Source organism: Neptuniibacter sp. 1_MG-2023, assembly GCF_030547185.1.
GTDB lineage: Bacteria > Pseudomonadota > Gammaproteobacteria > Pseudomonadales > Balneatricaceae > Neptuniibacter.
Genome location: NZ_JAUOQR010000009.1, coordinates 42,758 through 66,458 on the forward strand (window position 1 = coordinate 42,758; position 23,701 = coordinate 66,458).

Annotated in this window: 31 protein-coding genes; 23 read left to right on the forward strand and 8 right to left on the reverse strand. The window is 42.4% G+C overall.

Annotation, left to right across the window (positions count from 1 at the left end):
* Positions 1-229 precede the first annotated feature (229 nt).
* Positions 230-721, forward strand: coding sequence for a ribonuclease E activity regulator RraA (gene rraA, locus Q4492_RS11080; protein WP_303417897.1), 492 nt, complete (start codon positions 230-232; stop codon positions 719-721).
* A gap of 125 nt (positions 722-846) precedes the next feature.
* On the opposite strand, the gene Q4492_RS11085 is transcribed toward rraA, so the two are convergent.
* On the reverse strand, positions 847-1,278 hold the full coding sequence (locus Q4492_RS11085) for an Rrf2 family transcriptional regulator (protein WP_303417899.1): 432 nt from the start codon (positions 1,276-1,278) through the stop codon (positions 847-849).
* Positions 1,279-1,433: 155 nt separating this feature from the next.
* On the opposite strand from Q4492_RS11085, the gene Q4492_RS11090 reads away from it, so the two are divergent.
* Both Q4492_RS11090 and sppA read left to right on the forward strand, forming a co-directional pair.
* Positions 1,434-2,093 (forward strand): HAD-IA family hydrolase, encoded by a 660-nt coding sequence (locus tag Q4492_RS11090; protein ID WP_303417901.1) that lies wholly within the window; start codon positions 1,434-1,436, stop codon positions 2,091-2,093.
* Between the two features lie 99 nt (positions 2,094-2,192).
* The gene (gene sppA, locus Q4492_RS11095) at positions 2,193-3,185 is read left to right on the forward strand and encodes a signal peptide peptidase SppA (RefSeq protein ID WP_303418079.1); all 993 of its coding nucleotides are present in this window, start codon (positions 2,193-2,195) and stop codon (positions 3,183-3,185) included.
* Positions 3,186-3,267: 82 nt separating this feature from the next.
* Here the strand turns inward: sppA and Q4492_RS11100 are convergent, their stop codons facing one another.
* On the reverse strand, positions 3,268-3,846 hold the full coding sequence (locus tag Q4492_RS11100) for a nucleoside triphosphate pyrophosphatase (RefSeq protein WP_303417903.1): 579 nt from the start codon (positions 3,844-3,846) through the stop codon (positions 3,268-3,270).
* 111 nt (positions 3,847-3,957) lie between these two features.
* Between Q4492_RS11100 and Q4492_RS11105 the strand changes: the two genes are divergently transcribed.
* The 16 genes from Q4492_RS11105 to Q4492_RS11180 all read left to right on the forward strand — a co-directional run bounded on the left by Q4492_RS11105 (position 3,958) and on the right by Q4492_RS11180 (position 16,634).
* Entirely contained in the window at positions 3,958-4,476 is a 519-nt protein-coding gene (locus Q4492_RS11105) for a YceD family protein (RefSeq protein ID WP_303417905.1), read from the forward strand.
* A 23-nt stretch (positions 4,477-4,499) separates the two neighbouring features.
* Positions 4,500-4,679: a 50S ribosomal protein L32 gene (gene rpmF, locus Q4492_RS11110; protein WP_067986107.1), complete on the forward strand. Its 180-nt coding sequence runs from the start codon at positions 4,500-4,502 to the stop codon at positions 4,677-4,679.
* A gap of 2 nt (positions 4,680-4,681) precedes the next feature.
* Entirely contained in the window at positions 4,682-5,698 is a 1,017-nt protein-coding gene (gene plsX, locus Q4492_RS11115; RefSeq protein WP_303417908.1) for a phosphate acyltransferase PlsX, read from the forward strand.
* Positions 5,699-5,814: 116 nt separating this feature from the next.
* Positions 5,815-6,747 carry an ACP S-malonyltransferase gene (fabD, locus tag Q4492_RS11120; protein WP_303417910.1) on the forward strand — a complete coding sequence of 311 codons (933 nt, stop codon included), beginning with the start codon at positions 5,815-5,817 and terminating at the stop codon, positions 6,745-6,747.
* A 24-nt stretch (positions 6,748-6,771) separates the two neighbouring features.
* Entirely contained in the window at positions 6,772-7,515 is a 744-nt protein-coding gene (gene fabG / locus Q4492_RS11125; RefSeq protein ID WP_303417912.1) for a 3-oxoacyl-ACP reductase FabG, read from the forward strand.
* Positions 7,516-7,695: 180 nt separating this feature from the next.
* The gene (gene acpP, locus Q4492_RS11130) at positions 7,696-7,929 is read left to right on the forward strand and encodes an acyl carrier protein (protein WP_067864849.1); all 234 of its coding nucleotides are present in this window, start codon (positions 7,696-7,698) and stop codon (positions 7,927-7,929) included.
* Between the two features lie 109 nt (positions 7,930-8,038).
* Positions 8,039-9,277, forward strand: a complete 1,239-nt coding sequence (gene fabF, locus Q4492_RS11135) for a beta-ketoacyl-ACP synthase II (RefSeq protein WP_303417916.1) — start codon at positions 8,039-8,041, stop codon at positions 9,275-9,277.
* Between the two features lie 18 nt (positions 9,278-9,295).
* Complete coding sequence (gene pabC, locus Q4492_RS11140) at positions 9,296-10,114, forward strand: aminodeoxychorismate lyase (RefSeq protein WP_303417918.1); 819 nt, start codon at positions 9,296-9,298, stop codon at positions 10,112-10,114.
* A gap of 45 nt (positions 10,115-10,159) precedes the next feature.
* Entirely contained in the window at positions 10,160-11,185 is a 1,026-nt protein-coding gene (mltG, locus tag Q4492_RS11145; RefSeq protein ID WP_303417920.1) for an endolytic transglycosylase MltG, read from the forward strand.
* A 17-nt stretch (positions 11,186-11,202) separates the two neighbouring features.
* The gene (gene tmk, locus Q4492_RS11150) at positions 11,203-11,838 is read left to right on the forward strand and encodes a dTMP kinase (protein ID WP_303417922.1); all 636 of its coding nucleotides are present in this window, start codon (positions 11,203-11,205) and stop codon (positions 11,836-11,838) included.
* Positions 11,839-11,842: 4 nt separating this feature from the next.
* Positions 11,843-12,838 (forward strand): DNA polymerase III subunit delta', encoded by a 996-nt coding sequence (locus Q4492_RS11155; protein WP_303417924.1) that lies wholly within the window; start codon positions 11,843-11,845, stop codon positions 12,836-12,838.
* Positions 12,839-12,852: 14 nt separating this feature from the next.
* On the forward strand, positions 12,853-13,203 hold the full coding sequence (locus Q4492_RS11160) for a PilZ domain-containing protein (protein ID WP_303417926.1): 351 nt from the start codon (positions 12,853-12,855) through the stop codon (positions 13,201-13,203).
* Positions 13,204-13,215: 12 nt separating this feature from the next.
* Positions 13,216-13,995 (forward strand): TatD family hydrolase, encoded by a 780-nt coding sequence (locus Q4492_RS11165; RefSeq protein ID WP_303417928.1) that lies wholly within the window; start codon positions 13,216-13,218, stop codon positions 13,993-13,995.
* Between the two features lies 1 nt (position 13,996).
* A complete protein-coding gene (locus Q4492_RS11170) occupies positions 13,997-14,896 on the forward strand; it encodes a radical SAM protein (protein ID WP_303417930.1) in 900 nt (299 codons plus the stop codon).
* 159 nt (positions 14,897-15,055) lie between these two features.
* Positions 15,056-16,156: a malate dehydrogenase gene (locus Q4492_RS11175; protein WP_303417932.1), complete on the forward strand. Its 1,101-nt coding sequence runs from the start codon at positions 15,056-15,058 to the stop codon at positions 16,154-16,156.
* A 70-nt stretch (positions 16,157-16,226) separates the two neighbouring features.
* A complete protein-coding gene (locus Q4492_RS11180) occupies positions 16,227-16,634 on the forward strand; it encodes a secondary thiamine-phosphate synthase enzyme YjbQ (protein ID WP_303417934.1) in 408 nt (135 codons plus the stop codon).
* Between the two features lie 43 nt (positions 16,635-16,677).
* Here Q4492_RS11180 and Q4492_RS11185 read toward each other — a convergent pair whose 3' ends face one another.
* The 6 genes from Q4492_RS11185 to Q4492_RS11210 form a co-directional block, all read right to left on the reverse strand.
* Positions 16,678-17,241 (reverse strand): chemotaxis protein CheW, encoded by a 564-nt coding sequence (locus Q4492_RS11185; protein ID WP_303417936.1) that lies wholly within the window; start codon positions 17,239-17,241, stop codon positions 16,678-16,680.
* Positions 17,242-17,460: 219 nt separating this feature from the next.
* Entirely contained in the window at positions 17,461-17,772 is a 312-nt protein-coding gene (locus tag Q4492_RS11190; RefSeq protein WP_303417938.1) for a TusE/DsrC/DsvC family sulfur relay protein, read from the reverse strand.
* A 3-nt stretch (positions 17,773-17,775) separates the two neighbouring features.
* A complete protein-coding gene (tusB, locus tag Q4492_RS11195; protein WP_303417940.1) occupies positions 17,776-18,075 on the reverse strand; it encodes a sulfurtransferase complex subunit TusB in 300 nt (99 codons plus the stop codon).
* Between the two features lie 2 nt (positions 18,076-18,077).
* Entirely contained in the window at positions 18,078-18,443 is a 366-nt protein-coding gene (gene tusC / locus Q4492_RS11200) for a sulfurtransferase complex subunit TusC (protein WP_303417942.1), read from the reverse strand.
* A gap of 3 nt (positions 18,444-18,446) precedes the next feature.
* A complete protein-coding gene (gene tusD / locus Q4492_RS11205; protein WP_303417945.1) occupies positions 18,447-18,839 on the reverse strand; it encodes a sulfurtransferase complex subunit TusD in 393 nt (130 codons plus the stop codon).
* 111 nt (positions 18,840-18,950) lie between these two features.
* Positions 18,951-19,631: a Bax inhibitor-1/YccA family protein gene (locus tag Q4492_RS11210; protein ID WP_067864803.1), complete on the reverse strand. Its 681-nt coding sequence runs from the start codon at positions 19,629-19,631 to the stop codon at positions 18,951-18,953.
* A gap of 129 nt (positions 19,632-19,760) precedes the next feature.
* Here Q4492_RS11210 and Q4492_RS11215 point away from each other — a divergent pair, with 129 nt between their 5' ends.
* From Q4492_RS11215 to Q4492_RS11230, 4 genes are all read left to right on the forward strand, one after another.
* Positions 19,761-20,513, forward strand: a complete 753-nt coding sequence (locus Q4492_RS11215) for a pseudouridine synthase (protein ID WP_303417947.1) — start codon at positions 19,761-19,763, stop codon at positions 20,511-20,513.
* 37 nt (positions 20,514-20,550) lie between these two features.
* Positions 20,551-21,573 carry a thioredoxin fold domain-containing protein gene (locus Q4492_RS11220; protein ID WP_303417949.1) on the forward strand — a complete coding sequence of 341 codons (1,023 nt, stop codon included), beginning with the start codon at positions 20,551-20,553 and terminating at the stop codon, positions 21,571-21,573.
* Between the two features lie 98 nt (positions 21,574-21,671).
* Positions 21,672-22,424, forward strand: coding sequence for a 5'-methylthioadenosine/S-adenosylhomocysteine nucleosidase (gene mtnN, locus Q4492_RS11225; RefSeq protein WP_303417951.1), 753 nt, complete (start codon positions 21,672-21,674; stop codon positions 22,422-22,424).
* Between the two features lie 57 nt (positions 22,425-22,481).
* Positions 22,482-23,663, forward strand: coding sequence for an alanine--glyoxylate aminotransferase family protein (locus Q4492_RS11230; protein WP_303417953.1), 1,182 nt, complete (start codon positions 22,482-22,484; stop codon positions 23,661-23,663).
* Positions 23,664-23,701: the final 38 nt, after the last annotated feature.

A 23,701-nucleotide genomic window follows, 5' to 3' on the forward strand; every position in this document is an offset into this window, starting at 1 on the left:
GGGTCTAGGTTGCTGCTTTTTTAGTAAGTATTGAACTGTAAAGTTGAGGTTGCTTATGGCCGAATGAGCAGCGGGTGATTTTATTCTTCTAAAGCTTATTTCAACTAATGACCCTTAAATTCCTGCCTAAGTTGTAGTGCAATTGCACAATGAATCGGCGAATATACATTTTTTACTTTAAGCTATGCAGTATAGCTGCTGCGCACAAAACTCAATTAAGGAGCTAACCGTGGAAGATCTATTACCTGAACTATGTGATCAATTCCCAGACCTGGTACAGGTCGTAGAGCCAATGTTTGGTAATTTTGGTGGTAAAGAGCGTTTTGGGGGTGAAATTGTCACGCTAAAAGCATTTGAAGATAACTCTTTAGTTCGTGAACAGGTTGCGCTTCCAGGTAAAGGTAAAGTGCTCGTTGTTGACGGTGGCGGTTCTATGCGTAAAGCCATGTTGGGTGACATGCTAGCTGAAAAAGCGACGGTTAATGGCTGGGAAGGCATTATTATCTACGGTTGTATCCGTGATGTTAACGCGATTGCTGATCTTAATATTGGAGTTCAGGCGTTGGGGGCACATCCGATGAAAACTGATAAAAAAGGGTTGGGTGAACTTAATGTAAGCCTAACCTTTGGCGGTGTAACGTTCCACCCTGGAGAGTATGTATATGCTGATAACAATGGCGTATTGATCTCACCTGAAAAGCTTGACGTATCAGAAGGCTAAGTTGTCAGTTATTTTTAAAAGCCCGTGTTTGAGATTTTTTTATTTCAAGCTTGGGCTTTTTTCTAGGTTTATTTTTATGGCCTTAGTGTTTTGCGTGGTCAATGTTTAACTGTTTGAGAGGGGAGTTACCCTGCGCTGCGAGCAATGAGAAGTGTGCGCATTTTAGGATTAGTTAACAGATCTTCAAGGGTGTATTTTTCCAATACTTTTATAAATGCTTGCTGGGCCTCTACTAAGACCTCTTGGAGTGAGCATTGATTGGTCAGGCAGCAGGTTTGTTCCGCACAGTTAATTAACGGCTGTGAGCCTTCTGATTGATTAACAATGTCAGCAAGGTTTATTTCTGCTGTTGCTTGCGCTAATTTTATGCCGCCTTTTTTTCCGCGAAATGTGGCTAAGTAGCCCGATTTAGCTAAAGCATGTACAACCTTTCTAAGATGTTCAATAGATATATCATAGTAGTTAGCTATCTCTGAAAGTGTGACGAGACGGTCATTATGAATAGCAGCATAGAAAAGCACGCGAAGTGTATAATCGGTAAATCGACTTAATTGCATTTTTAACTTTTTTTAGGGATAAGTTCCTAAAATATACGTTACGTCACTTAAGTAAAGCAAGATATAGGTCAAGAATTAATAAGTTTGCTTGAAGTTTACGCTCAGTCCTATATATAGATGTATTCTCACTAATTAAGATGGCTCAAGGGAGTTTTGTGTATAAGTTATTGATTTTTGATTGGGATGGTACGGTTATTGATTCAACTGCACGTATCATTTCTAGCATGCAAGCGGCAGCGCTTGATTGTGATTTTCCCGTGCCATCCAGTGCTTCTGTGATGAATATTATCGGCCTAGGCTTACCTGAGGCGATCAGAATACTGATTCCAGATATAGATGATTCTGGTATTGAGCTGATGCGTGTTCAGTATGGTCATCATTTCTTAGGCGTTAATGAAACCCCAACCCCTTTGTTTCCGGGTGTGCAAAATACTTTAGAGAGTATGCATGCTAAGGGGATGCGTATGGCGGTTGCAACGGGCAAAAGTCGTCGTGGTTTAGATAGAGCTTTTGCTCAAACGGGTCTGGCTTACCTTTTTGAAATTTCGCGTTGTGCGGATGAAACTATATCTAAACCTAACCCTCTTATGTTGGAAGAGATATTAGCTGAAACAGGGGTGCTTGCCTCTGAAGCGATAATGATAGGCGATACGGAATATGATCTCGAGATGGGTAAACGAGCAGGTATGGATGTGATTGCGGTAAGTTATGGTGCGCATCATATTGATCGTTTAAAAGGTTTTGATCCTGTTTTGGAGGTGGACAACTTTCCAGAACTGGAGCATTGGTTAGATAGTAAAGGCGCTTTTGCCTAACAGGAGTGATTTGTGTCTGATAATCCATGGAATGAAAAAAAAGGCCAAGCGTCAGAGGCCGAAGCTATTAATGATTCAGTAAGTGATACTCAATCTGATATAGATGCGAATAGTAAATTAGGTAAAGCGGTAGAGAATGCTAAACAGGACTCCTCAAGTAAAAAAGAGTGGAAGCTTATAGAGAAACTCTTAAATGGGATGTTTGTTGAACAGCGTAGAGCTCGCCGCTGGGGGATCTTCTTTAAATTTCTGACTTTTGGGTACCTGTTTGCGTTGATGGGGCTTCTACTTTTTAATAATGATTTAGAAAAAAGCTCCTCGTTTGAAGCACATACTGCCGTTATAGAAGTTAAAGGGCCAATTAGTGCTGATGATGAGGCGAGTGCCGATGCGATTATTTGGTCACTTCGTGAAGCTTTTGATGAAGATAATGCAAAAGCGGTTATTTTGCGTATAAATAGTCCTGGCGGTAGCCCTGTTCAAGCAGGCTATATCTATGATGAGATTAAGCGTCTTCGCACGATGCACCCAGAGAAGCCTCTCTATTCTGTTATTGCGGATATTGGTGCGTCAGGGGCTTATTATATAGCGGCGGCATCGGATGCTATCTATGCAGATAAAGCAAGTTTAGTAGGCTCTATTGGCGTTGTGGCAGGTGGATTTGGTTTTGTTGACCTTATGGATAAAGTAGGGGTTGAACGCCGTCTTTATACTGCAGGTGAGCATAAGGCTTTTCTTGATCCTTACTCTCCAAGTAATGAAGCCGAAAAAGAATTTTGGCAAAGCGTACTTAATACCACGCATAAGCAGTTTATTGATCAAGTTAAGCAGGGGCGTGGTGATCGCTTAAAAGACGATCCACGTTTGTTTAGTGGGCTTGTGTGGACGGGTGAACAGGCCGTTGACTTAGGGCTTATTGATGGCTTAGGTAGTACGAGTTCAGTGGCACGAGAAGTCGTTAAAGTTGAAAAGCTTGTCGACTACACACCAAAACGTCAACCATGGAAGCAGATTGTGGATGAGCTTGGTGTTAGTTTTACCAAGGCGATAAGTACACAGTTGGGCTTAAGTCAGGGTGCGCAGCTACGCTAATTAGCGGGCTTATGAGAAAAAATGGAGGGCTAAGCCCTCCATTTTTTTTACCTAACACTCTGTTAGCAGTTAAATTTTAGCATTACAGGACATTGAATCCCTCTTTTTCCAGCATACGCACTAAACGAATTAACGGTAGGCCGATCAGGGTATTCGGATCTTCGCCTTCTAAACGTTCAAATAATACGATGCCGAGTGCCTCTGATTTAAAACTGCCTGCGCAATTGTAGGGTTGCTCTGCGTGCAGGTAATGTTCAATCATCTCATCAGTTAATGTTCTAAAAACAACTTTAAATGGCACCGTTTCGCTTTGAACCTTGCCACTTTTTGAATTAATCAGGGCTAGGCCTGTTAAAAAAGTAACGGTGTGGCCTGATAGTTTTTGTAGCTGTTTGACTGCATTTTCATGAGTATGGGGCTTGCCTAAAATTTCATTGCCTAAAACAGCGACTTGGTCGGAGCCTATGATTAAACTATCGGGCTCAGTTTTGGCTACTTTTTGTGCTTTTTCTATGGCTAATCGTGCAACGAGATTCTCGGGTGTTTCATTAGCTAGAGGTGATTCATCTATATCTGGAGAAATACAGGCGTATTTAAGCTGTAGTTTGTCTAAAATTTGACGACGAAACGGTGAACTAGATGCTAAAATCAGGTTTCTCATGTCTTTTTTTAACCGTTAATGTATGAAGGCTCGAATATTAGCGGTTTTATTACATAATTAAACCCCAAAGTCTTTGACAGATGGGTTTTCGAGCCCTAGAATTGCGCGCTTATGTCAAACGGTCCATTACCTAACAAAGTAGACCCGCGAAAACTTGCTGAGCGGGAAGTGCGGATAACAGGTGCAGTCGCCTTAGATAGGATGCCTATACTTTGCCAATCATTGATTGGTACAGAAGGCTCTATTGATGTCGATCTCCAGTTTGCTGTTGATGAACAGCGTATTCGTACCATTACTGGCAGCGCTGAAGGTCATGTTTTCATGACATGTCAACGTTGCTTAGATCCAGTAGAGGTTGCCGTAGAGGTAGATTTTAATCTTGGCCTTGCTGCCAGTGAGGATGCTGCAAAACAGCTTCCTCGCATTTATGATCCTCTGATAGTAGGGGATGAAGAGATTGAGTTGCTTTCTGTGGTTGAAGAAGAGTTGATTTTAAGCCTTCCTCATGATGCTTATCATGAAGATTGCTCGATCAAAACTTCATACGGCGATGCCGGGGCAGTGGCAGAAAACAACGATAAACCGAATCCATTTAGTGTGTTGGCGCAATTAAAAGCCAATAACAAATAGAAAGAACCAGGAGCTATTTAGTCATGGCAGTTCAGAAAAGTAAGAAGTCACGTTCCCGTCGCGATATGCGTCGTTCACACGATGCGCTAGGTAACCCGACTCTATCTGTAGAAGCAACTACAGGTGAAACGCACCTTCGTCACCATGTATCTGCTGACGGTTTCTACCGTGGCAAGCAAGTAATTAAGCAGGATGACGAGTAATATTGTCAGCCTACTACACCATTGCAGTTGATGTGATGGGCGGGGACTTCGGTCCCCGCATTACGATCCCCGCTACAATCGACGCATTAAAACGTTACCCGCATCTTTCGGTCAAACTTGTTGGCCATCAAGAAGCTATTACCCCTCTTTTGACCCAATTAAGCTCTGAAATTGCCTGTCGTCTTGATGTTGTTCATGCGGCTGAGACTATCTCAATGTGCGCGAAACCTTCGCTAACGATTCGTAACGGTCAAGAGTCTTCAATGTTTAAATCCCTTCAGTTAGTTGCTGATAAGCAGGCGCAGGCGTGTGTCAGCGCTGGGAATACTGGAGCTTTGATGGTTTTGGGGCGGTATATATTACGCACATTGCCTAATGTGGATCGACCCGCTATTACTTCAACTGTTCCGACTGCTGATGGGCATTGCCATATGCTTGATCTTGGCGCTAATGTTGATTGCAGTGCTGAACACCTCCTTCAGTTTGCTATAATGGGGTCAGTGATGGTGCAAGCGGTGGATGGTATAACTGAGCCTAGAATCGGCTTGCTCAATATAGGTGCCGAGGAAGTTAAAGGTAATGAGCAGGTTAAGCTTGCTTCTCGCTTAATTGAGGAGAAGGGTGGTCTTAATTATATAGGCTACATTGAAGGGGACGATATATATAAAGGCAAAGCCGATGTTGTTGTTTGTGATGGTTTTGTCGGTAATATAGCGCTTAAAAGTAGTGAAGGCTTAGCGCGATTAATGAGCCATAAATTCCAATCGAGTTTTAAAAAAGGCCTGTATCGTAAAGTATTAGCCTTTCTTGCTAGTCCGATTTTAAGTGAAATAAAGCAGCAGCTGGATCCATCACGACGCAATGGTGCAAGCTTGTTAGGTTTGCAAGGAATTGTTATCAAGAGTCATGGGGCAGCTAATAAAACCTGTTTTGGTTATGCTCTAGATCAAGCTGTAGCCGAAGTAGAGCAAAACCTTCCAAGTAAGATATGCAATGAAATTGAGCATAAGCTTGCTTGATTCGCTTTATAGCGGTTTTAATTACCTCGTAATGTTGTAAACTACGCCCCTTTGGCCTGTGTTCTTTTATCAATCCGCAGGCTTGCTATTAATTTTATTGTCGATTTGAGGAAATCATGTCGCAAAAACTCGCTTTTGTTTTTCCGGGACAAGGCTCCCAACAACAGGGAATGCTTGCTGAATTAGCAGAATCTCATCCTGTGATTACCGATACCTTTGCTGAAGCATCTGAGGTTCTAGGTTATGACCTATGGGAGCTTGTTCAGAATGGTCCTTCAGAAGATCTAGATCGGACAGATAAAACCCAGCCTGCGTTGTTAACGGCTGGTGTGGCTTTGTGGCGACTTTGGCAGGAGATGGGGGGTGAAATGCCTACTGTTCTTGCGGGTCATAGTCTAGGAGAGTACACAGCATTGGTTTGTGCTGGTGCTATTAGTTTTGCGGATGGCGTGAAACTTGTGAAAATGCGCGGTGAATTCATGCAAACGGCTGTTCCTGCGGGCGCCGGTGCTATGGCTGCCATTCTTGGTCTTGAAGATGCTGCTATTGCGCGTGCTTGTAAAGATGCGGAGCAGGGTGAAGTAGTTTCTCCTGTAAATTACAACTGTCCAGGTCAGGTTGTTATTGCAGGTCATAAAGATGCCGTTGCTCGCGCTATCGTGAATTGTAAAGAAGCGGGTGCAAAAAGAGCAATTCCTTTACCTGTAAGCGTTCCCTCTCATTGTGATTTAATGAGACCTGCCGCTGAGCAGATGGCGATTGAACTATCAAATATTGAAGTTCGTATGCCGAAAATTCAGGTTTTACAAAACACGACGGCGAAAGTACCCTCATCAGTGGATGAGCTAAAAGAAAATCTGTTAAGTCAGCTGTATAGCCCTGTACTTTGGACCAAAAGTGTTCAAAATATGGTCGCGCAAGGTATTGAAAACGCACTAGAATGTGGGCCAGGTAAAGTATTATCGGGTCTGAACAAAAAGATTCATAGACCTCTGATCGTAGCTGCGATTAATGATGCGGCGGGCCTTGAAAAAGCGCTTAATGCATAATCGTACGAGCAAGGAATAATAAGAATGAGTATTGAAGGTAAGGTAGCGCTTGTAAGCGGCGCAACACGCGGTATAGGTAAAGCGATTGCGCTCGAGCTGGGTAAGCAGGGTGCGGTTGTTATTGGCACTGCAACAAGTGAAAATGGCGCTACATCCATTGGCGAGTATCTATCCGAATCGGGTATTAAAGGTACGGGCTTAGTTTTGGATGTTGCAAGTAGTGACTCCGTTGCCGATGTGCTTAAAACAGTACAAACAGATTTCGGTACAATCGAGATACTTGTTAATAATGCAGGTATTACTCGTGATAATATCTTAATGCGTATGAAAGACGATGAATGGGATTCAGTTTTAAATACTAATCTTAATTCTGTTTTTCGCTTGGTCAAAGGCTGCCTAAGAGGCATGACTAAAGCTCGCTGGGGGCGTATTATAAGCGTCAGTTCAGTCGTTGCATCTATGGGTAACGCTGGGCAGGCTAACTATGCGGCCGCTAAATCAGGCATGGAAGGCTTTACCCGTGCTTTGGCTCGAGAAGTAGGTTCCCGTAACATTACGGTAAACTGTGTAGCGCCTGGGTTTATCGATACAGATATGACCAGTGGGCTTGCTGATGAGCATAAAGAAGCGTTGAAATCACAGATTCCTCTGAATCGTCTTGGGCGACCAGAAGAAATTGCATCAGTTGTTGGTTTTTTAGCCAGCGAAAGTGGTGGATATGTGACTGGAGAGTCGATTCAGGTCAATGGTGGCATGTATATGGGCTAAAAGCGGCCTAGGGGAATTGTTTTTTTCCTCGAAATGTTGATAATGTGCCGTCAGGTAGAGAATGTTTTCATTTTAGCTGAGTTAGGTTTAAGTTAACTTGGTTGGCTGAAATGCTTTTAATAAAATTTCTTTCCGTATGCTAAATCGGTATATGGTGTTAATAAGAAGATAGGAAGAGATATGAGCAGCATTGAAGAGCGCGTAAAAAAGATCATCGCAGAGCAGTTGGGTGTTAAAGAAGAAGAAGTTACTCAAGAAGCTTCTTTCGTTGAAGATCTGGGCGCTGACTCCCTAGACACTGTTGAGTTAGTAATGGCTCTAGAAGAAGAATTCGAAACAGAGATCCCAGACGAAGAAGCTGAGAAAATCACTACAGTTCAGCTAGCAATCGATTACATCAACGCACACCAGTAATCGCTAATAGCACGAATCTCTGACAAGCCGCCTATCCTAGATAGCGCGGCTTTTCTTTTGTCTGTCAGTCTTATTTTATACATCTGTATTCCGTGTATGGAGATATTCAATGGCACATAGGCGTGTAGTTGTCACTGGAATTGGCATGTTAACGCCAATAGGTAATACCGTCGCTGAAACTTGGTCTCAGTTATTATTAGGTAAAAGTGGTGCGGCACCCATTACTCACTTCGATGCATCCTCCTATGGGACACGTTTCGCTTCCTCAGTTAAAAACTTCGATGTAACTCAATATGTGAGCCAAAAAGAAGCGCGTAAAATGGATCTTTTTATCCAGTATGGGTTGGCTGCAGGGATACAAGCGATTGAAGACGCTGCTTTCGAAGTTACGGAGGAAAATGCTGGGCGTATAGGATGCGCAATAGGCTCGGGCATTGGTGGTTTACCAATGATCGAGAAGAACATTGATATACTGGGTCAGTCTGGCCCTCGTCGAGTTTCTCCTTTTTTTGTTCCCGGTAGTATTATTAATATGATTTCCGGTAACTTGGCCATTAAGTATGGTTTTAAAGGGCCGAATATCGCAATTACAACGGCCTGCACAACAGGAACGCACAATATTGGTCAGGCAATGCGTATGATTCAATATGGCGATGCAGATGTTATGTTGGCCGGCGGTGCTGAGATGGCGACAACACCTCTAGGCATTGCTGGTTTTTCAGCGGCTAGAGCTTTATCGACGCGTAATGAAGATCCTGAAGCGGCTAGTCGTCCTTGGGATAAAGATCGTGATGGTTTTGTTCTTGGGGATGGCGCTGGCATACTTGTTCTTGAAGAGTATGAACATGCTAAAGGGAGAGGCGCAGAGATCTATTGCGAGTTGGCTGGTTTTGGTATGAGTGATGATGCATATCATATGACCGCGCCGCCTGAATCGGGAGAAGGGGCTGCATTAGCGATGAGCAACTCAATTGCTGATGCTAAAATTTCATTAGATAAAATCCATTATATTAATGCGCATGGCACTTCGACTCCCGCAGGGGATGTGGCTGAATCTAATGCAGCTAAACAGGTTTTAGGGAGTGCGGCTGATAGTGTTCGGATGAGTTCAACAAAATCAATGATAGGGCATCTACTCGGTGCTGCGGGCGCTGTTGAAGCTATATTCTGTATAAAAGCATTGAAGCATCAAATCGCACCTGCAACTATTAATTTAGATCAACCATCTGAAGGCTGTGATCTGAATTATGTGCCTCATACGCCGCAAGCGTGTGTTATAGAGGCTGCTTTATCCAATTCCTTTGGCTTTGGCGGGACTAACGCATCACTACTCTTTAAGAAAATTTAATTGTTTATTAGGTAAGTTATGCAGGCTGCTTGGGTAAATGGTATTTCTACCGATCAGATAAAAGTTGCTGATCGGGGATTGTGTTACGGCGATGGGGTATTTGAAACGATTGCTGTTGTAGATGGGCGCCCACAGCTTCTGTCTCAGCACTTAAGCCGTATGCGTTCTAGCTTAGAAAGGCTAGGGTTTCCCGAAGGAATAGAGTCTGCAATTGAATCAGATCTTGCTCTACTGCCGTTTGAGGGAGATCAAACACTCAAGTTGATCGTGACAAGGGGAGATGGGATTCGCGGTTATATGCCCCCTCAAGAGGTTTCAGCGACCCGTGTTGTGACGCTAACGGATCGAGTGATAAATAATGATAGGGCTGATCGAGGTATTGCTACCCGGTTGTGTAACTATCGTTTGCCTCTCAACCCTGCGTTGGCGCAATTAAAGCATCTGAACCGTTTAGATCAAGTAATGGCCCGTAATGAGTGGCATGATCCTAATATTGCAGAAGGCATTATGTTAGATTCAGAAGGGTTTGTGGTTGAAGGTACAATGAGTAATCTATTTTGGTTGAATTCCGCAACAGGAGAGCTTCAGACACCGCTTATTGATCGTTGTGGGGTTAAAGGTGTGATGCGCGATCATATTATCTCTCTATTGCAGAGAGAAGATATAAGGGTTGTGGAAGGGCGCTTTGCCCCATCTGTTTTGAGTGAAGCGAGTGAAGCATTTGTTTGTAATAGTCTGATTGGTATCTGGCCAATTATTGCTTTAGATCGTAATCATTATAAGATCGGTTCCATGACTCGAAAGCTGCAATCAATTCTTGCTCGAGAGTTAGATTGAATTTGAGAGATTATTCGCCTTTTATTAGCTCAGGAAGTTAAGTAGTTGAGAAAAATATTATCTGTTATTGCTTGCGTACTATTGATTGCCGTTGCTGCTGCATATTGGTTGTATAGTGATTTTAAACTTTATATCGCCACGCCTTTGAATTTTTCTGAGAATGAAGTTGTTGTCGTAGATAAAGGATTATCTTTCAATGGCTTGGTCAATAAACTTAAAGCTAAAAATGATAATATAAATATTTATTATCTTAAGCTCTATGCTCGTCAAACAGGGCTTGGCAGAAAAATTAAAGCGGGCGAATACCACTTAACCTCCGATATGACGCCTGTCATGTTATTGAAGAAAATAACCTCAGGGCGCTCGATAAATTACAATTTCACAATTGTCGAAGGTAGTAATTATAAGCAGCTATTGGCTGCGCTACAGTCAAATCAATATTTAAATAACGATATTGAAGGGCTTTCGCCAGAACAGTTACTCGAGCAGCTAGATACAGAATATAAACATCTTGAAGGCCTCTTTCTTGCTGAAACCTATAGTTTTGAAAAAAACAGTTCAGCTTTTGCATTACTCAAACGGTCGCATAAAATGCTTGTTGATCGGTTAGAGCAACAGTGGGCGTCTCGAGATAAAAAGCTGCCTTATAAATCAGCGTATGAAGCCTTGATCATGGCTTCGATTGTTGAAAAAGAGACGGCACGTGCTGATGAAAGGCCAATTATTGCCGGTGTGTTTGTGCGTCGTTTAAATATAGGTATGCGTTTACAGACGGATCCTACGGTTATCTATGGTATGGGCGATAATTACAAAGGTAATATACGTCGTTCAGATCTACGTAAGCCGACACCTTATAATACCTATACTATTTCAGGACTGCCGCCAACGCCTATTGCTATGGTTGGGCCTGATGCGATTACTGCGGCACTTCACCCTAAAGAGAGCAAAGCACTCTATTTTGTTGCAAAAGGTGATGGAAGCCATTACTTTTCTTCAACGCTTAGAGAACACAATAATGCAGTAAAAAAGTACCAGTTGTCGCGTCGTAAAGATTATCGTTCATCACCGTAAATAATAAACAGGAATATATGACTAGAGTTCAGCGAGGCCGCTTTATCACTGTTGAAGGTACGGAAGGGGTTGGTAAATCGACGAATATTGATTTCCTATGCAACCTTCTGAAAGCGCGTGGGATCGAGATTGTGTTGACGCGAGAGCCGGGTGGTACACCACTCGCTGAGGAGTTGCGCGCACTTTTACTGAGTCCACGTGATGAGCGTGTAAGCGAAGATACTGAGCTTTTACTGATGTTTGCCGCTAGGGCTCAGCATATAGAAAACGTCATTCGTCCCGCATTAGATCGAGGTGCTTGGGTGATCAGTGATCGTTTCACTGATGCGACCTTTGCTTATCAAGGCGGTGGACGTGGCATTGATTACGAGCATATAAGCCTATTAGAAAAACTGGTTCAGCATGGTCTTCATCCGGATTTAACCTTGTTATTGGATCTGGATGTTGACGTCGGTTTGAAGCGCGCTTCTGCGCGTAGCGAACCCGATCGATTTGAACAAGAAAAAATCGACTTTTTTAGCAAAGTTCGAGACGCTTACCTTCAGCGAGCTAAAAATGAGCCTCAGCGTTTCGCTATTATTGATGCGTCAGTTCCATTGCCTGAAGTTCAGCAGCAGATAGCATCCGCAGTCAGTTTGTACTTGGGTAATTAGATTTATGTCTGAGCTTGTATCAATTCATCCTTGGTTTAATGATCGCTTTCGACATCTTGCTCAGTTACATCAAGATAAACGGCTTCCTCATGCGCTTTTACTGCATGGTATGTCAGGTATAGGTAAAGTCGATTTTGCTAAAGCCTTTGCTCACTATCTACTTTGTCAGAGCCCTGAAAATGGTAAAGCTTGTGGGCATTGTAAGCCTTGTGAGTTGAACCTAGCTGGTAGTCATCCGGACCTGTATTTGCTAGAACCTGAAGAGCAAGGTAAGCAATTAAAAGTTGATCAAGTTCGAGCATTAAACGAATTTATTTACAGTACGGCACAGCAAGGCGGGTATAGAGTTGTTGTGCTTAACCCTGCGGATTCAATGAATATCGCATCTGCAAATGCTCTATTAAAAATGCTTGAAGAGCCGGGCAGGGATACGCTGATTTTGCTGATCACCTCAAAAATGGGACAGCTATTGCCAACCATTAAAAGTCGTTGTCAGCATGTTGAGTGCCATCCTCCAGCTGAAGCTGAAGCGATTAGCTGGTTAATGAATGCAGCGGAGTTAGATGAAGAGCGTGCTAAAAATATACTTCATATTAATTTAGGTGCGCCTATGGAGGCGTTAGCTTATATTGATAATGGTTTAAATGAGCAGAGGGCGCAGCTTGTTAGAGGTTTGGCCGATATACTTAAGCAACGCCGTACCGCACTTGAAGTCGCACAAAGCTGGAATAAACTAAACATTGAACTTATTTTAGGCTGGTTCTATAGCTTGCTGATTGACGCCGCGAGAGGGGCTGTATGTGAATCAAGTGAGTTTGTTCGTCAAGATGATGCTCGTAATATGATCAACGCAGTTGCTAAAAAAACTAACCCCGTTAGAATCTTCAAGTTAGCAGATAAAGTTCATGAAGAGCGCAAAGCTATATTGTTAAGGCAAAACCCTAATAAGCAATTATTGCTTGAATGCATCCTACTGGAGTGGGCTGCACTGCTCAATTAAGGAGAAAACGCTTTATGGTCGCAGTGCCACGTTTAAGCCATGGTATTTTATCGTTAACGATAAAAACCAAAGAAGAGTTGTATGAGGCTTATTTACCGTACATTGTTAATGGCGGTTTATTTATACCTACACTGCGCTCCTACCACCTTGGTGAAGAAGTTTTTATGCTACTGGAGCTGATGGAAGAGGGTGATAAGATACCGGTAACGGGTAAAGTTATCTGGGTTACCCCTAAAGGCGCTCAAGGTGGTCGTACACCCGGTATAGGTATTCAGCTATCGACTGATGATTCAACGTTGATAAACAAAATTGAAAACTACCTTGCAGGCTCTTTAAGTTCTGAGCGAAAGACTAACGCACTTTAAGTTACCCTCCCTATGTTTATTGATTCGCACTGCCATTTGGACAGGCTAGACCTGTCCCCGTACAGCAATGATTTTTCCCAGATGCTTCAGGCGGCAAGTGACCGCAAAGTCGAAAAGATGCTTTGTGTTTCCATTGATCTTGCCAATTTTGATGCTATGTATTCCCTTATTGAAAAATATAAGCAGGTTTACGCTTCGGTTGGTGTTCATCCGCTTAGTGCATCTGAAGAGCAGGTAAGTATTGGTGATCTTGTTGCGCGAGCAGAGCGTGAAAAGATCATAGCTATTGGTGAAACGGGTCTAGATTATTTCTACCAAAAAGATACACAAGAGCCGCAACAAGAGAGTTTCAAAAATCATCTGCTTGCCGCAGGTCAATTGGGGCTTCCCACTATTATCCATACTCGAGAAGCTCAACAAGACACCATCTCTTTGATTAAGGCTCATGGTAATTTAGATTCTGCTGGGGTGATGCATTGCTTTACCGAAAGCTTGGAGATGGCAAAAGCATCGCTTGATCTAAATTATATGATCTCTTTTTCGGGCATTATTACATTTAAAAATGCGGCCGATTTGCGTGAAGTCGTTAAAGCGGTGCCTCTGGATCGTATCCTGATCGAGACAGATTCGCCTTATTTAGCGCCAGTTCCTCACCGCGGTAAGAAAAATGAGCCTAAGTACGTTGTTGAGGTTGCTCAATGTGTAGCGGATTTGAAAGGCATTAGCGTGGAAGCGGTAGCCGAAGCCACCCGCGAAAACTTTTATACCTTGTTTAATCAAGCACAGAGATAAAATGCATCTATATCCACCCATTAATTATATAGAACCTGTCTTTCGTCCTCCGAGTGAGGCCAATTCGCTAATATTGCAGGTAACAAATGGGTGCAGTTGGAATCGGTGTACTTTTTGTGAAATGTATACACAGCCCCAGAAGAAGTTCAAACCTAAAGCCCAGCAAGAGATCGTTGAGGATCTTAAGCGTTGTGCGCAATCCCTCGCGGGCGTAAGGCGTGTCTTTTTAGCTGATGGTGATGCAATGGCGCTCTCCTTTGAACGCCTCAAAGACATTCTGCTGGCGATAAAAGAGTACTTACCAACGGTTAGTCGAGTTTCCTCTTATTGCTTGCCTCGTAACCTGAAAAATAAGAGTGTTGAAGAGCTAGCAGAGCTTAAACGTTTAGGCTTATCGCTACTTTATATTGGTGCAGAAAGCGGTAATGATCAGATTCTTTCAAAAATAGACAAAGGGGAAACATTCCAAACAACAGTTGATGCGCTGCATAAAATTAAAGGGGCGGCTATCAAATCATCGGTAATGATCATCAATGGTATGGGTGGCATTAATTACACTGAGCAGCATGCTTTTGATTCAGCAAGACTCGTCAATGAGACTCAGCCAGACTATTTGGCTACTCTTGTACTGTTTTTTCATCAAGGGGAAGAGGATTTTATTTCAGCATTTGGTGATGATTTTGTCATGGCATCCCAACGTCAGCTTATACAAGAGATGGAACAATTTATAACCAATCTTGAGTTAGAACAAACCATTTTCAGAAGCGATCATGCTTCAAATTATTTAGTGTTAAAGGGGGTTCTTAATCGGGATAAGGAGAAATTGTTATCCATGATTAATAGTGCGCTCTCTCTAGATAATCATATACCACTTCGTTCCGAGTCTTCTCGTGGCTTATAAGCCACTTCAAGAAATATCCTTATTGCTGGCTTTTCAGCGACGATTAGCGCTATATTTTCTATCTATAAGGTGAATTAATTACATTTCCGCTCCAAATTGTTATACTTTGGTATTAAGTATAATGATTTGTTGTAAGTATATTCTACGAGGTTATAAGGTATGAGACGTCCCGTTCGTATTGCGGTCACTGGAGCAGCTGGTGCAATAAGTTATAGCTTGTTATTCAAAATAGCCGCTGGTGAGATGATGGGCAAAGATCAACCCGTTATCCTTCAATTAATTGAATTACCTCACGCAATGGATTCATTACGCGGCGTTGCGATGGAGCTGATGGATTGTGCTTATCCTTTACTCCACACGATTACACTCCATGATAATGTTGAAGGGGGCTTCAGAGGCGCACATTATGCGCTTTTAGTCGGTGCCAAACCGCGAGGCCCAGGCATGGAACGACGTGACCTCCTTGAAGAAAATGCAGCGATCTTTGCTCGCCAAGGCAAAGCGTTAAATGATTTTGCTAACCGTGACGTAAAGGTTTTAATTACAGGTAACCCTGCAAATACGAATGCGTTGATTACCAGTCGTAACGCGCCTAACCTAAGCCCCTCACAATTTACATGTTTGACGCGTTTAGATCATAACCGCGCAAAAGGGATCCTTGCCAATCACTGTGGTGCGACTACGCGTGATATAGGTGGCATCATGATTTGGGGCAACCATTCTCCAACACAATATCCAGATCTACACCAAGCGACAATTCTTGGTAAACCCGCTATGTCTCAGATTGATACTGCGTGGTATAGAGATGAATTTATACCTAAAGTACAGCAGCGTGGTGGAGAAATTATCGAAGCTCGCGGGCTTTCAAGTGCTGCCTCAGCCGCACAGGCTATTGTTGACCAGATGCGTGATTGGGTATTAGGAACTGACCCAAGCGAGATTATCAGTATGGGTATATTAAGTGATGGTAGTTATGGGATTGCTAAAGGTATTTTCTATTCCTTCCCTGTTCGCTGTAACTATGGTCGTTATCAAATCGTTCATGATATTGAAGTAGGGGAGTTTAGTCGCCAACGTCTGACAGCGACTGAGCAAGAGCTGCTTGATGAGAAAGAGATCGTTGAGCACCTTCTACCTAAAGAAACAGAAGAATCACATCAGAATTTATCGATCTGTTTACGTTCAGGGGTTACCTTGTATGCGGATAATGCAGGCCCTGATGTAGAAAGTAAGTTTATGACAACCAACCGGGTTATGTGATTGTAGATTCCTCACCGCCATAGACTCAATATTCTTGCTAAAATGCCCCTTTTAAAAAGGGGCATTTTTTATGGTCGACATGCTTAGGGTTATTACGCGCCGCCAAGGTTTATATGAATTTACATCGGATTTAGAGCTATTAGTGGAGCGCTCAAAAGTAACTGATGGTATCTGTAATCTTTTAATTCAGCATACAAGTGCGAGTTTGGTTATTCAGGAAAATGCAGATCCTAGCGCTCAAGCGGATCTTGAAAAATGGCTTAATCGCTTAGTACCTGAAGGTGATAGTTTATATACTCATATCTTTGAAGGCGCTGATGATATGCCCGCGCATATAAAGGCAGCTTTAACCGCAAGTTCTCTTTCTATACCGATTAAAAATGGGCGATTGTGCTTAGGCGTGTGGCAAGGTGTGTTTTGTTGGGAGCATCGTCATGCGGGTAGTAGGAGGGAAATAGCTGTTCATATAGGTCAGTAATTAAAGGCTACCTTTGGCAGCCTTTAATATATTAAAAAGGCGTTTAGAAGGCCTCTTCATTTTCATCTAAAGGGGTAATGCTTTGTAGCATTTTGAATATATCTAACAAAATAATCAAAATATTATTGTAATAGCACACACCCATTACAAAGCGTTTTGTGGTTTCTTCGCCGGTTGCATTAGGGGCTCGATCAATATCATTTTGCGGCAGATTAATAACCTCATCGGCACTATCGACCACTAAGCCGACAACTTCCTGTTCGTTATATTCAACCACGATAATACGCGTATCATCATTTGGTTTGTGGGCGGCTATCCCAAATAGAAGTCGTGTATCAATAACCGTGACTACGTTACCGCGTAGATTGATAATACCTAGGACATAATCATCAGAGCCGGGAACGGGAGTTATTTCGCTGTAACGCAAAACTTCCTTAACTTGGACTACATCTATGCCATAAAGCTCATTATCAACCTTGAATGTTGCTAGTTGATGGTAGACCACTTCCTCTTGATTGCTTCGTCTGCTCTCAGATGATTCTTTTTGCTGAAAAGCTTGGTCTGTTTGTAAGCTCCGAAGGTGTTCAGCTGCTGATTCTAAACCCATGGTGTTCTACCCATCCAAATTCACTACACAAAAGGTCTCTTTAAAAAATGACTTTTTAAAAAGGTCCTATACTTTTATTCGAGTATCCCATAGCTTGGATACTATTGAAAAGCTTAGAAATATACTTTGTTAAGCATAGACTAGCTAAGCGGGGCTGAAAACCGCAGATATGGAAAAAACAGGGGTGGATTTCAGCTTATCTAATAATTTGTGGGTTAATTAAATACAGTTGTCAGGCTTAGGTAGGCCGGCAATCTTGGCAATGATTTTAGCGGGGCTTCCCGGGAATAGTTTCATCAAGTAGATACTCTTGCCTTTATCTTTTCCAAGTTTCAAGGAAACGGCTTTTACTAGCGGACGCATAGCGGGTGAAAGCTGATAAGTTTGATAAAACTCTCTTACAACATTGATAATTTCTAAATGTGCGTCGGTTAAGCTAATGCCTTCTGTAGTAGCAATTTGTATAGCCATTTCAGGAGACCAATCGCTTAAATCACGCAAATAACCCTCATCATCAAATTCTATCGGCATGTTTTAGTACCAGCTGACAATTTTGTCGTGTTCACAGCTTAGTTTAACAAAGCCTTGGTCATTAACGCTGCTAAATCTAGGTGAGAGCTTATCTTCTAGACCGCGTGCTTGGATGTCAGCTTCTAGTGCGCTTAGTTGAATATCATCAGGCGATAAAGCTTTAAAAATGCTTTGATGAGCTTCTAAGGCGCTATAAACCGCATCCTCAATAAGTAGTACGGCATCGCCAGAGGAGAGGCCATTTAACATATTTAGGTATAGCGACCTATTCTGGGGTGTTTTGTTAATTACATGTAAAGTCATAATCAAAAAGTCAGTACAGAATCATTTTGTTGGATAAGTGATGCAATAGCATCTCTTTGGATAAGTGTTACCGGTATAGCTAAATCGTTTTCAGTTAAGCCTATGCTTTCTAAGTCTTCTTCGGTTATATAGATATTTTCAATATCATACATAGGTAGAGCACTGAGCATTGCTTCATGTTTTTTCATGCTCAAGGCGTCAGGGGATTGGTTGTTGATGAGTTGGTACAAGCCATCACCGATAAAAAGAAGGGATACCGGCATTTCAAAAATAGAGCAGGTTAGCGCAACATCAAGAGACTCTCTTGCCTTGCTTGATCCATAAGGCGCCGATTGGTTGATAATTAATATGCTTTTTTTATCAATCATCTCTTAATTCCCAAAAGTGATAACACGGTCTGAAACCGCAATGGCTTCAGCAAGCTGGCCTAGTCCAGATAGTTCAAACCCTAGAGCAAGATTAGCATTTTCTTTATCGTATCGTTGGGCTTCATTATCGTCTAAAACACCGCGTTTCACTGCAGCGGCAATACATACCACAAGATCTAAGTTATGTGTTTTAGCAAGCGACTGCCAGGAGCTTAAAAGGTTAGTTTCATCTTGAGGAGGGGCAATCTGTTGATTAGCCACGAGCACGCCATCACCATAATAAAAAATACGGAATATTTGATGACCTTCCTCTAACAAGCATTTCGCATAGCGGTAAGCGGTTGAGGAGGTTTGCGCACTAAAGGGTGAGGCATGGACGATTAAAGAGAATTTCATAGTATCTGCTGGTTGGAAGTCTGAGTTAGGCGCTATTTTTCATCAGTTACAAAATAAAAAGCCCCGCTATCTTATCAAAGAAAGCGGGGCTTTTTTATACTATTACTTTAATTAGTCATCGCTAAGCACGCCAACAAGGCTAAGCAGATGAATGAATAGGTTATAGATGTTTAGGTACAAACTAACGGTCGCCATAATGTAGTTTGTGTAAGTACCGTTTACGATATTGCTTGTGTCATAAAGGATAAAACCACACATCAGCAATACGACAAGAGCGGAGAATGCCAAATGTAGGGCGCCTAGCTGTACACCGAAAAGTGGCAATACAAATAAGGCAACCATGGCAATAATCGCGACCATCATACCTGCTGCTAAAAAGCCTCCCATAAAGCTGAAGTCTTTTTTGCTTGTCAGTACATAAGCGGATAAACCAAAAAAGGTTAAGCCTGTCATGCCAAGCGCTGTCATCACAATCTGCCCACCATTTGCCATGGCAAGGTAGTTATTAATGACTGGGCCTAGTCCAAAGCCCATCATGCCGGTAAAAAGGAAGACTAGCGGAAGAGCAGCAGCACTGTTCTGCTTTTTATTCAAAATGAATAACATAACAAAACTAAGTATAAAGCTGCCTAAGTAAACGATCATTGGCATTTGTAGCAGCATTGAAATGCCTGCTGTAATTGCACTAACGACCATCGTCATAGCAAGTAGCATGTAGGTATTTCGAATTACTTTGTTCGTTTGTAAAACTGATTGTTCAGACTGAACATCATAAGTGTTTACGTTACGCATGTTATCCTCGAAGAAAATCCTTGTTTAATATACCTCTATATATAAGCATTTTACTGGGTTTTTCAAGGTCTCTTTACATAGTTTTACGCTCACGTAGAATCAGCCGTCCTCCAAACAGATGAAATAAGCATGAATAATTTAAATATACTCTTTGAAGATGATGACATTATTGCCCTAAATAAACCCTCAGGTTTATTAGTTCATCCTAGTTGGATAGCGCCGCGGGGCACGCCAAATCTAGCCTCAATGCTTAAAGAGTATTTTAATGGGGGGAGCCCTTACACAATTCACCGATTAGATCGGCCAACATCGGGGGTGATTTTGTTTGGTAAAAATAAAGAGATCGCTCAAAAAATGAATTTACTCTTTGCCGAGCGAAACGTTGAAAAAACTTACCTCTGTATGGTGAGAGGCTATACTCCCGAAGCAGATCTGATCGATTACGCGTTGAAAGAGGAGCTAGATAAGATCGCGGATAAGCACGCTAGTAAAGATAAAGAGGCGCAAGAGGCTGTTTCAGAATATCGACGATTAGCGACGGTAGAGTTAGATATTCCAGTTGGTCGATATGAAAAGTCACGCTATTCGTTGGTTGAGGTAAAGCCTAAAACGGGTAGAAAGCATCAGATTCGTCGTCATATGAAACATATCTTCCATCCCATTATTGGTGATACAAATCATGGGGATAATAAACATAACAAATCGTTTCGTGAGAACTTCGATTTACAGCGTTTAATGTTAATGGCATCCAATATTAAATTTGAGCACCCTGTCACCCAGCAGATGATGGATATTAGTGCACCAGTTGATCAATATACAGATCAATTATTTAAAAAGTTTGCTTGGGATGGATTGTACCTCTCGGAACAAACACTCATTTAAAGACAAGTATCCAGATTGGATAAGCGCAGGTGGTTAAATGCATAAATGGTTGATGTTTTTAGTTGTAATAAGCTTAGGTGTAATCAATGCTTATGCCGATGAGCCTGAGGTGGGTACTCAGATCATTAACTATTCAGGTACTGTAGTTGAGGAGCCTTATTGGTTTAAAGACAGTTTTTTAGACCTTGCCGATGATATTCAAGAAGCGGACGAGGAGGGGAAAAGCCTATTACTTTATTTTCATCAGGCTGGTTGCCCTTATTGCTATAACTTAGTGCAGCAAACCTTTTTGGATCCTCAGTTAAGCGTCTTTATTCAGGAGCATTTTGATGTTATTGCCCTTAATTTATGGGGAGATCGAGAGATAACATTACCTAGCGGTGAAGTATTTACAGAGAAAGAGCTTGCGGTTAAATGGAAAGTACAATTTACGCCAACGCTTGTCTTTTTTACAGGGGATCCAGAACCTAGTCTAAGAATTGATGGTTATCGTAGTAAAGCGATGCTCGCCAAAATTATGGACTATGTGATTAGCGGTTCACAAGAACCATTTTTAGCCCAACAGATTATCAGTAAAGCGAATGGCGTTGAGCTTTACCCTTCCTCGGTTTTTAACGAGCTAAAAACATCATCCCAATTAAATACAGATCAGCCCGTTGCTATACTATTTGAATACCCTGGCTGTGCGGATTGTGAACAGCTTCATAAAACGGTGTTATCGCGTAAAGATACCCATCAGCTACTGTCGTCTTATCAAGCGTTAAGAGTTGATCTGTCTGATGAAAAAACGCTACTTGCGCTACCGGATCAAACGCCTAAAACAGCTAAGCAGTGGGCGGATGATCTAGGCTTAACCTATTTCCCTAGTCTCGTGTTATTTGATACAAATCATCAAGAGCGTTTTAGGATTGATAGTTATGTAAGGTCATTTCATTTCCAAGCGGCTTTGGAATATGTAAGTCAAAAAATATATGAAAGAGAGCCCGAATTTCAGCGCTATATCAATGAACGTGCGGATAATTTACGAGAGATGAAGAAAAAGGTCGTAATCGTCGAATAAGCAAGACTTCAATGCTATTTTTTTGTTGACAGCTGTGATCTAATCCGCGACGGATTCTCAACATACTTTATATAATAAAACGACGGTAACAGTCTCTAATGAGCACAGATCAAAATATGGCTGATCTGCTTAAGCAGAAAAGCGGTAATGTACGCATCGGAATCATCGGTGCAATGGATGAAGAAGTGAAACTGCTTAAGGCCTCTCTTGAAAATAGAGAGGATCACACCGTTGCCGGATATCATATACATACAGGGCAATTACACGGCAAAGATATTGTCTTACTCAAGTCGGGCATAGGTAAAGTAAACGCGGCTATAGGCACGACTATTTTACTGCAAATGTTTAAGCCTGATTGCATCATAAACACAGGTTCTGCTGGTGGTTTCGATCCAGAGCTGAATGTAGGCGATGTGATTATCTCGTCTGAGGTTCGTCATCATGATGTTGACCTTACCGTGTTTGGTTATGCTTATGGACAAGTCCCTCAACAGCCTGTTTCATTTATGCCCGATGAAACCTTAGCCGCTGTCGCTGAACGCTGTATCTCTCGTATGGATGGAGTCAAAACGGTACGTGGTTTGATCGCTACCGGCGATCAATTTATGAACGATCCCGTTCGAGTTGAGCGTAAGCGTAGCCTATTTCCTACGATGAAAGCGGTCGAGATGGAAGCTGCAGCTATAGCACAAGCTTGCTATCAATTTTCAACTCCCTTTATTATTATTCGCGCACTTTCTGATATTGCCGGTAAAGAGTCAGGAGTTTCCTTCGATCAGTTTTTAACAACCGCCGCTAAACATTCTGCAGAAATGATCATTGCAATGATTGATGAGTTAGCCGTCAACTGATACAAATAGAGCCTTAATAATTTACCAGCTTTAGCAAGCGTTAAATAAGGCTCTATAATGACAACTTCTTTTCACCCCCCTGTACGTACACTTATGGGCCCTGGTCCCTCTGATGTAAGTCCTCGTGTGCTTGCCGCTATGGCGCGACCAACGATTGGGCATCTTGATCCTGAATTCATCCGTATGATGGATGAAGTGAAAGCGATGCTCAAAACCTGTTTTAAAACTAACAATGAGTTAACTATGCCTATTTCGGCCCCAGGTTCCGCTGGAATGGAAGCCTGCTTTGTTAACCTTATTGAGCCTGGTGACAAAGTTATTGTTTGCCAAAACGGTGTATTCGGTGGACGTATGAAGGAAAATGTCCTTCGCTTCGGTGGTGAGTGCATTCTTATCGAAGATGAGTGGGGAGCTCCGGTTAGCGTAGAGAAAGTAAAAGCTGCGTTTGCGGAGCACACAAATATTAAAGCCTTGGCTTTTGTGCATGCAGAAACGTCCACGGGTGTTCGCTCGGATGCTAAGGCCCTTTGCGCCATCGCCCATGCTAATAATGCACTGTCTATTGTCGATGCAGTTACCTCATTAGGTGGTATTGAACTTGATGTGGATGGCTGGGGTATTGATGCGATCTATTCAGGTACGCAGAAGTGTTTGTCATGTCCTCCGGGTATCTCGCCGGTTAGCTTTAGTGATAAGGCGGTCGATGTAGTTAAAAACCGTAAAACGCCTGTTCCAAGCTGGTTTTTAGATACAAACTTAGTGATGGGTTACTGGGGAGGGGGCGGTAAGCGCGCTTATCACCATACTGCGCCGGTAAACTCTTTATATGCGCTTCACGAGTCGTTAGTTATGCTTGAGGAGGAGGGCTTAGAAAATGCTTGGGCTCGGCATGAAAAGCATCATCAAGCGCTGCGCGCAGGTTTAGAGGCTATGGGAATCGGCTTTTTAGTTGAGGAAGATAGTCGTTTACCGCAACTGAATTCAGTTTATATCCCTGAAGGTGTTGATGATGCAGCGGTACGTACCGCATTACTGCAAAACTACAATCTTGAGATCGGAGCCGGTCTCGGCGCCTTAGCTGGTAAAGTTTGGCGCATAGGTTTGATGGGCTCAGCGGCAACGCAACGTAATGTTATGCTTTGCTTAGATGCATTGGAAAACACTTTAGTTGATATGAAAGCACCTATTAATATAGGTGTTGCAGCGCAAGCGGCTGCGGCCGTATTTGCGGCTGAATAACGTGAGTTATCTAAAGATAAACCGGCTTTTGTAAGCCG

Coding starts and splice junctions, on each gene's coding strand:
- fabG (WP_303417912.1), top strand. CDS start 6,772: ATGAGTATTGAAGGTAAGGTAGCGCTTGTAAGCGGCGCAACACGCGGT.
- mtnN (WP_303417951.1), top strand. CDS start 21,672: ATGAGCACAGATCAAAATATGGCTGATCTGCTTAAGCAGAAAAGCGGT.
- tusB (WP_303417940.1), bottom strand. CDS start 18,075: ATGACTTTACATGTAATTAACAAAACACCCCAGAATAGGTCGCTATAC.
- Q4492_RS11175 (WP_303417932.1), top strand. CDS start 15,056: ATGAGACGTCCCGTTCGTATTGCGGTCACTGGAGCAGCTGGTGCAATA.
- Q4492_RS11160 (WP_303417926.1), top strand. CDS start 12,853: ATGGTCGCAGTGCCACGTTTAAGCCATGGTATTTTATCGTTAACGATA.
- Q4492_RS11220 (WP_303417949.1), top strand. CDS start 20,551: ATGCATAAATGGTTGATGTTTTTAGTTGTAATAAGCTTAGGTGTAATC.
- Q4492_RS11165 (WP_303417928.1), top strand. CDS start 13,216: ATGTTTATTGATTCGCACTGCCATTTGGACAGGCTAGACCTGTCCCCG.
- Q4492_RS11185 (WP_303417936.1), bottom strand. CDS start 17,241: ATGGGTTTAGAATCAGCAGCTGAACACCTTCGGAGCTTACAAACAGAC.
- Q4492_RS11105 (WP_303417905.1), top strand. CDS start 3,958: ATGTCAAACGGTCCATTACCTAACAAAGTAGACCCGCGAAAACTTGCT.
- fabF (WP_303417916.1), top strand. CDS start 8,039: ATGGCACATAGGCGTGTAGTTGTCACTGGAATTGGCATGTTAACGCCA.
- Q4492_RS11085 (WP_303417899.1), bottom strand. CDS start 1,278: ATGCAATTAAGTCGATTTACCGATTATACACTTCGCGTGCTTTTCTAT.
- Q4492_RS11230 (WP_303417953.1), top strand. CDS start 22,482: ATGACAACTTCTTTTCACCCCCCTGTACGTACACTTATGGGCCCTGGT.
- Q4492_RS11100 (WP_303417903.1), bottom strand. CDS start 3,846: ATGAGAAACCTGATTTTAGCATCTAGTTCACCGTTTCGTCGTCAAATT.
- tusC (WP_303417942.1), bottom strand. CDS start 18,443: ATGATTGATAAAAAAAGCATATTAATTATCAACCAATCGGCGCCTTAT.
- pabC (WP_303417918.1), top strand. CDS start 9,296: ATGCAGGCTGCTTGGGTAAATGGTATTTCTACCGATCAGATAAAAGTT.
- Q4492_RS11155 (WP_303417924.1), top strand. CDS start 11,843: ATGTCTGAGCTTGTATCAATTCATCCTTGGTTTAATGATCGCTTTCGA.
- fabD (WP_303417910.1), top strand. CDS start 5,815: ATGTCGCAAAAACTCGCTTTTGTTTTTCCGGGACAAGGCTCCCAACAA.
- Q4492_RS11170 (WP_303417930.1), top strand. CDS start 13,997: ATGCATCTATATCCACCCATTAATTATATAGAACCTGTCTTTCGTCCT.
- tmk (WP_303417922.1), top strand. CDS start 11,203: ATGACTAGAGTTCAGCGAGGCCGCTTTATCACTGTTGAAGGTACGGAA.
- Q4492_RS11210 (WP_067864803.1), bottom strand. CDS start 19,631: ATGCGTAACGTAAACACTTATGATGTTCAGTCTGAACAATCAGTTTTA.
- acpP (WP_067864849.1), top strand. CDS start 7,696: ATGAGCAGCATTGAAGAGCGCGTAAAAAAGATCATCGCAGAGCAGTTG.
- tusD (WP_303417945.1), bottom strand. CDS start 18,839: ATGAAATTCTCTTTAATCGTCCATGCCTCACCCTTTAGTGCGCAAACC.
- Q4492_RS11215 (WP_303417947.1), top strand. CDS start 19,761: ATGAATAATTTAAATATACTCTTTGAAGATGATGACATTATTGCCCTA.
- Q4492_RS11190 (WP_303417938.1), bottom strand. CDS start 17,772: ATGCCGATAGAATTTGATGATGAGGGTTATTTGCGTGATTTAAGCGAT.
- Q4492_RS11180 (WP_303417934.1), top strand. CDS start 16,227: ATGGTCGACATGCTTAGGGTTATTACGCGCCGCCAAGGTTTATATGAA.
- rpmF (WP_067986107.1), top strand. CDS start 4,500: ATGGCAGTTCAGAAAAGTAAGAAGTCACGTTCCCGTCGCGATATGCGT.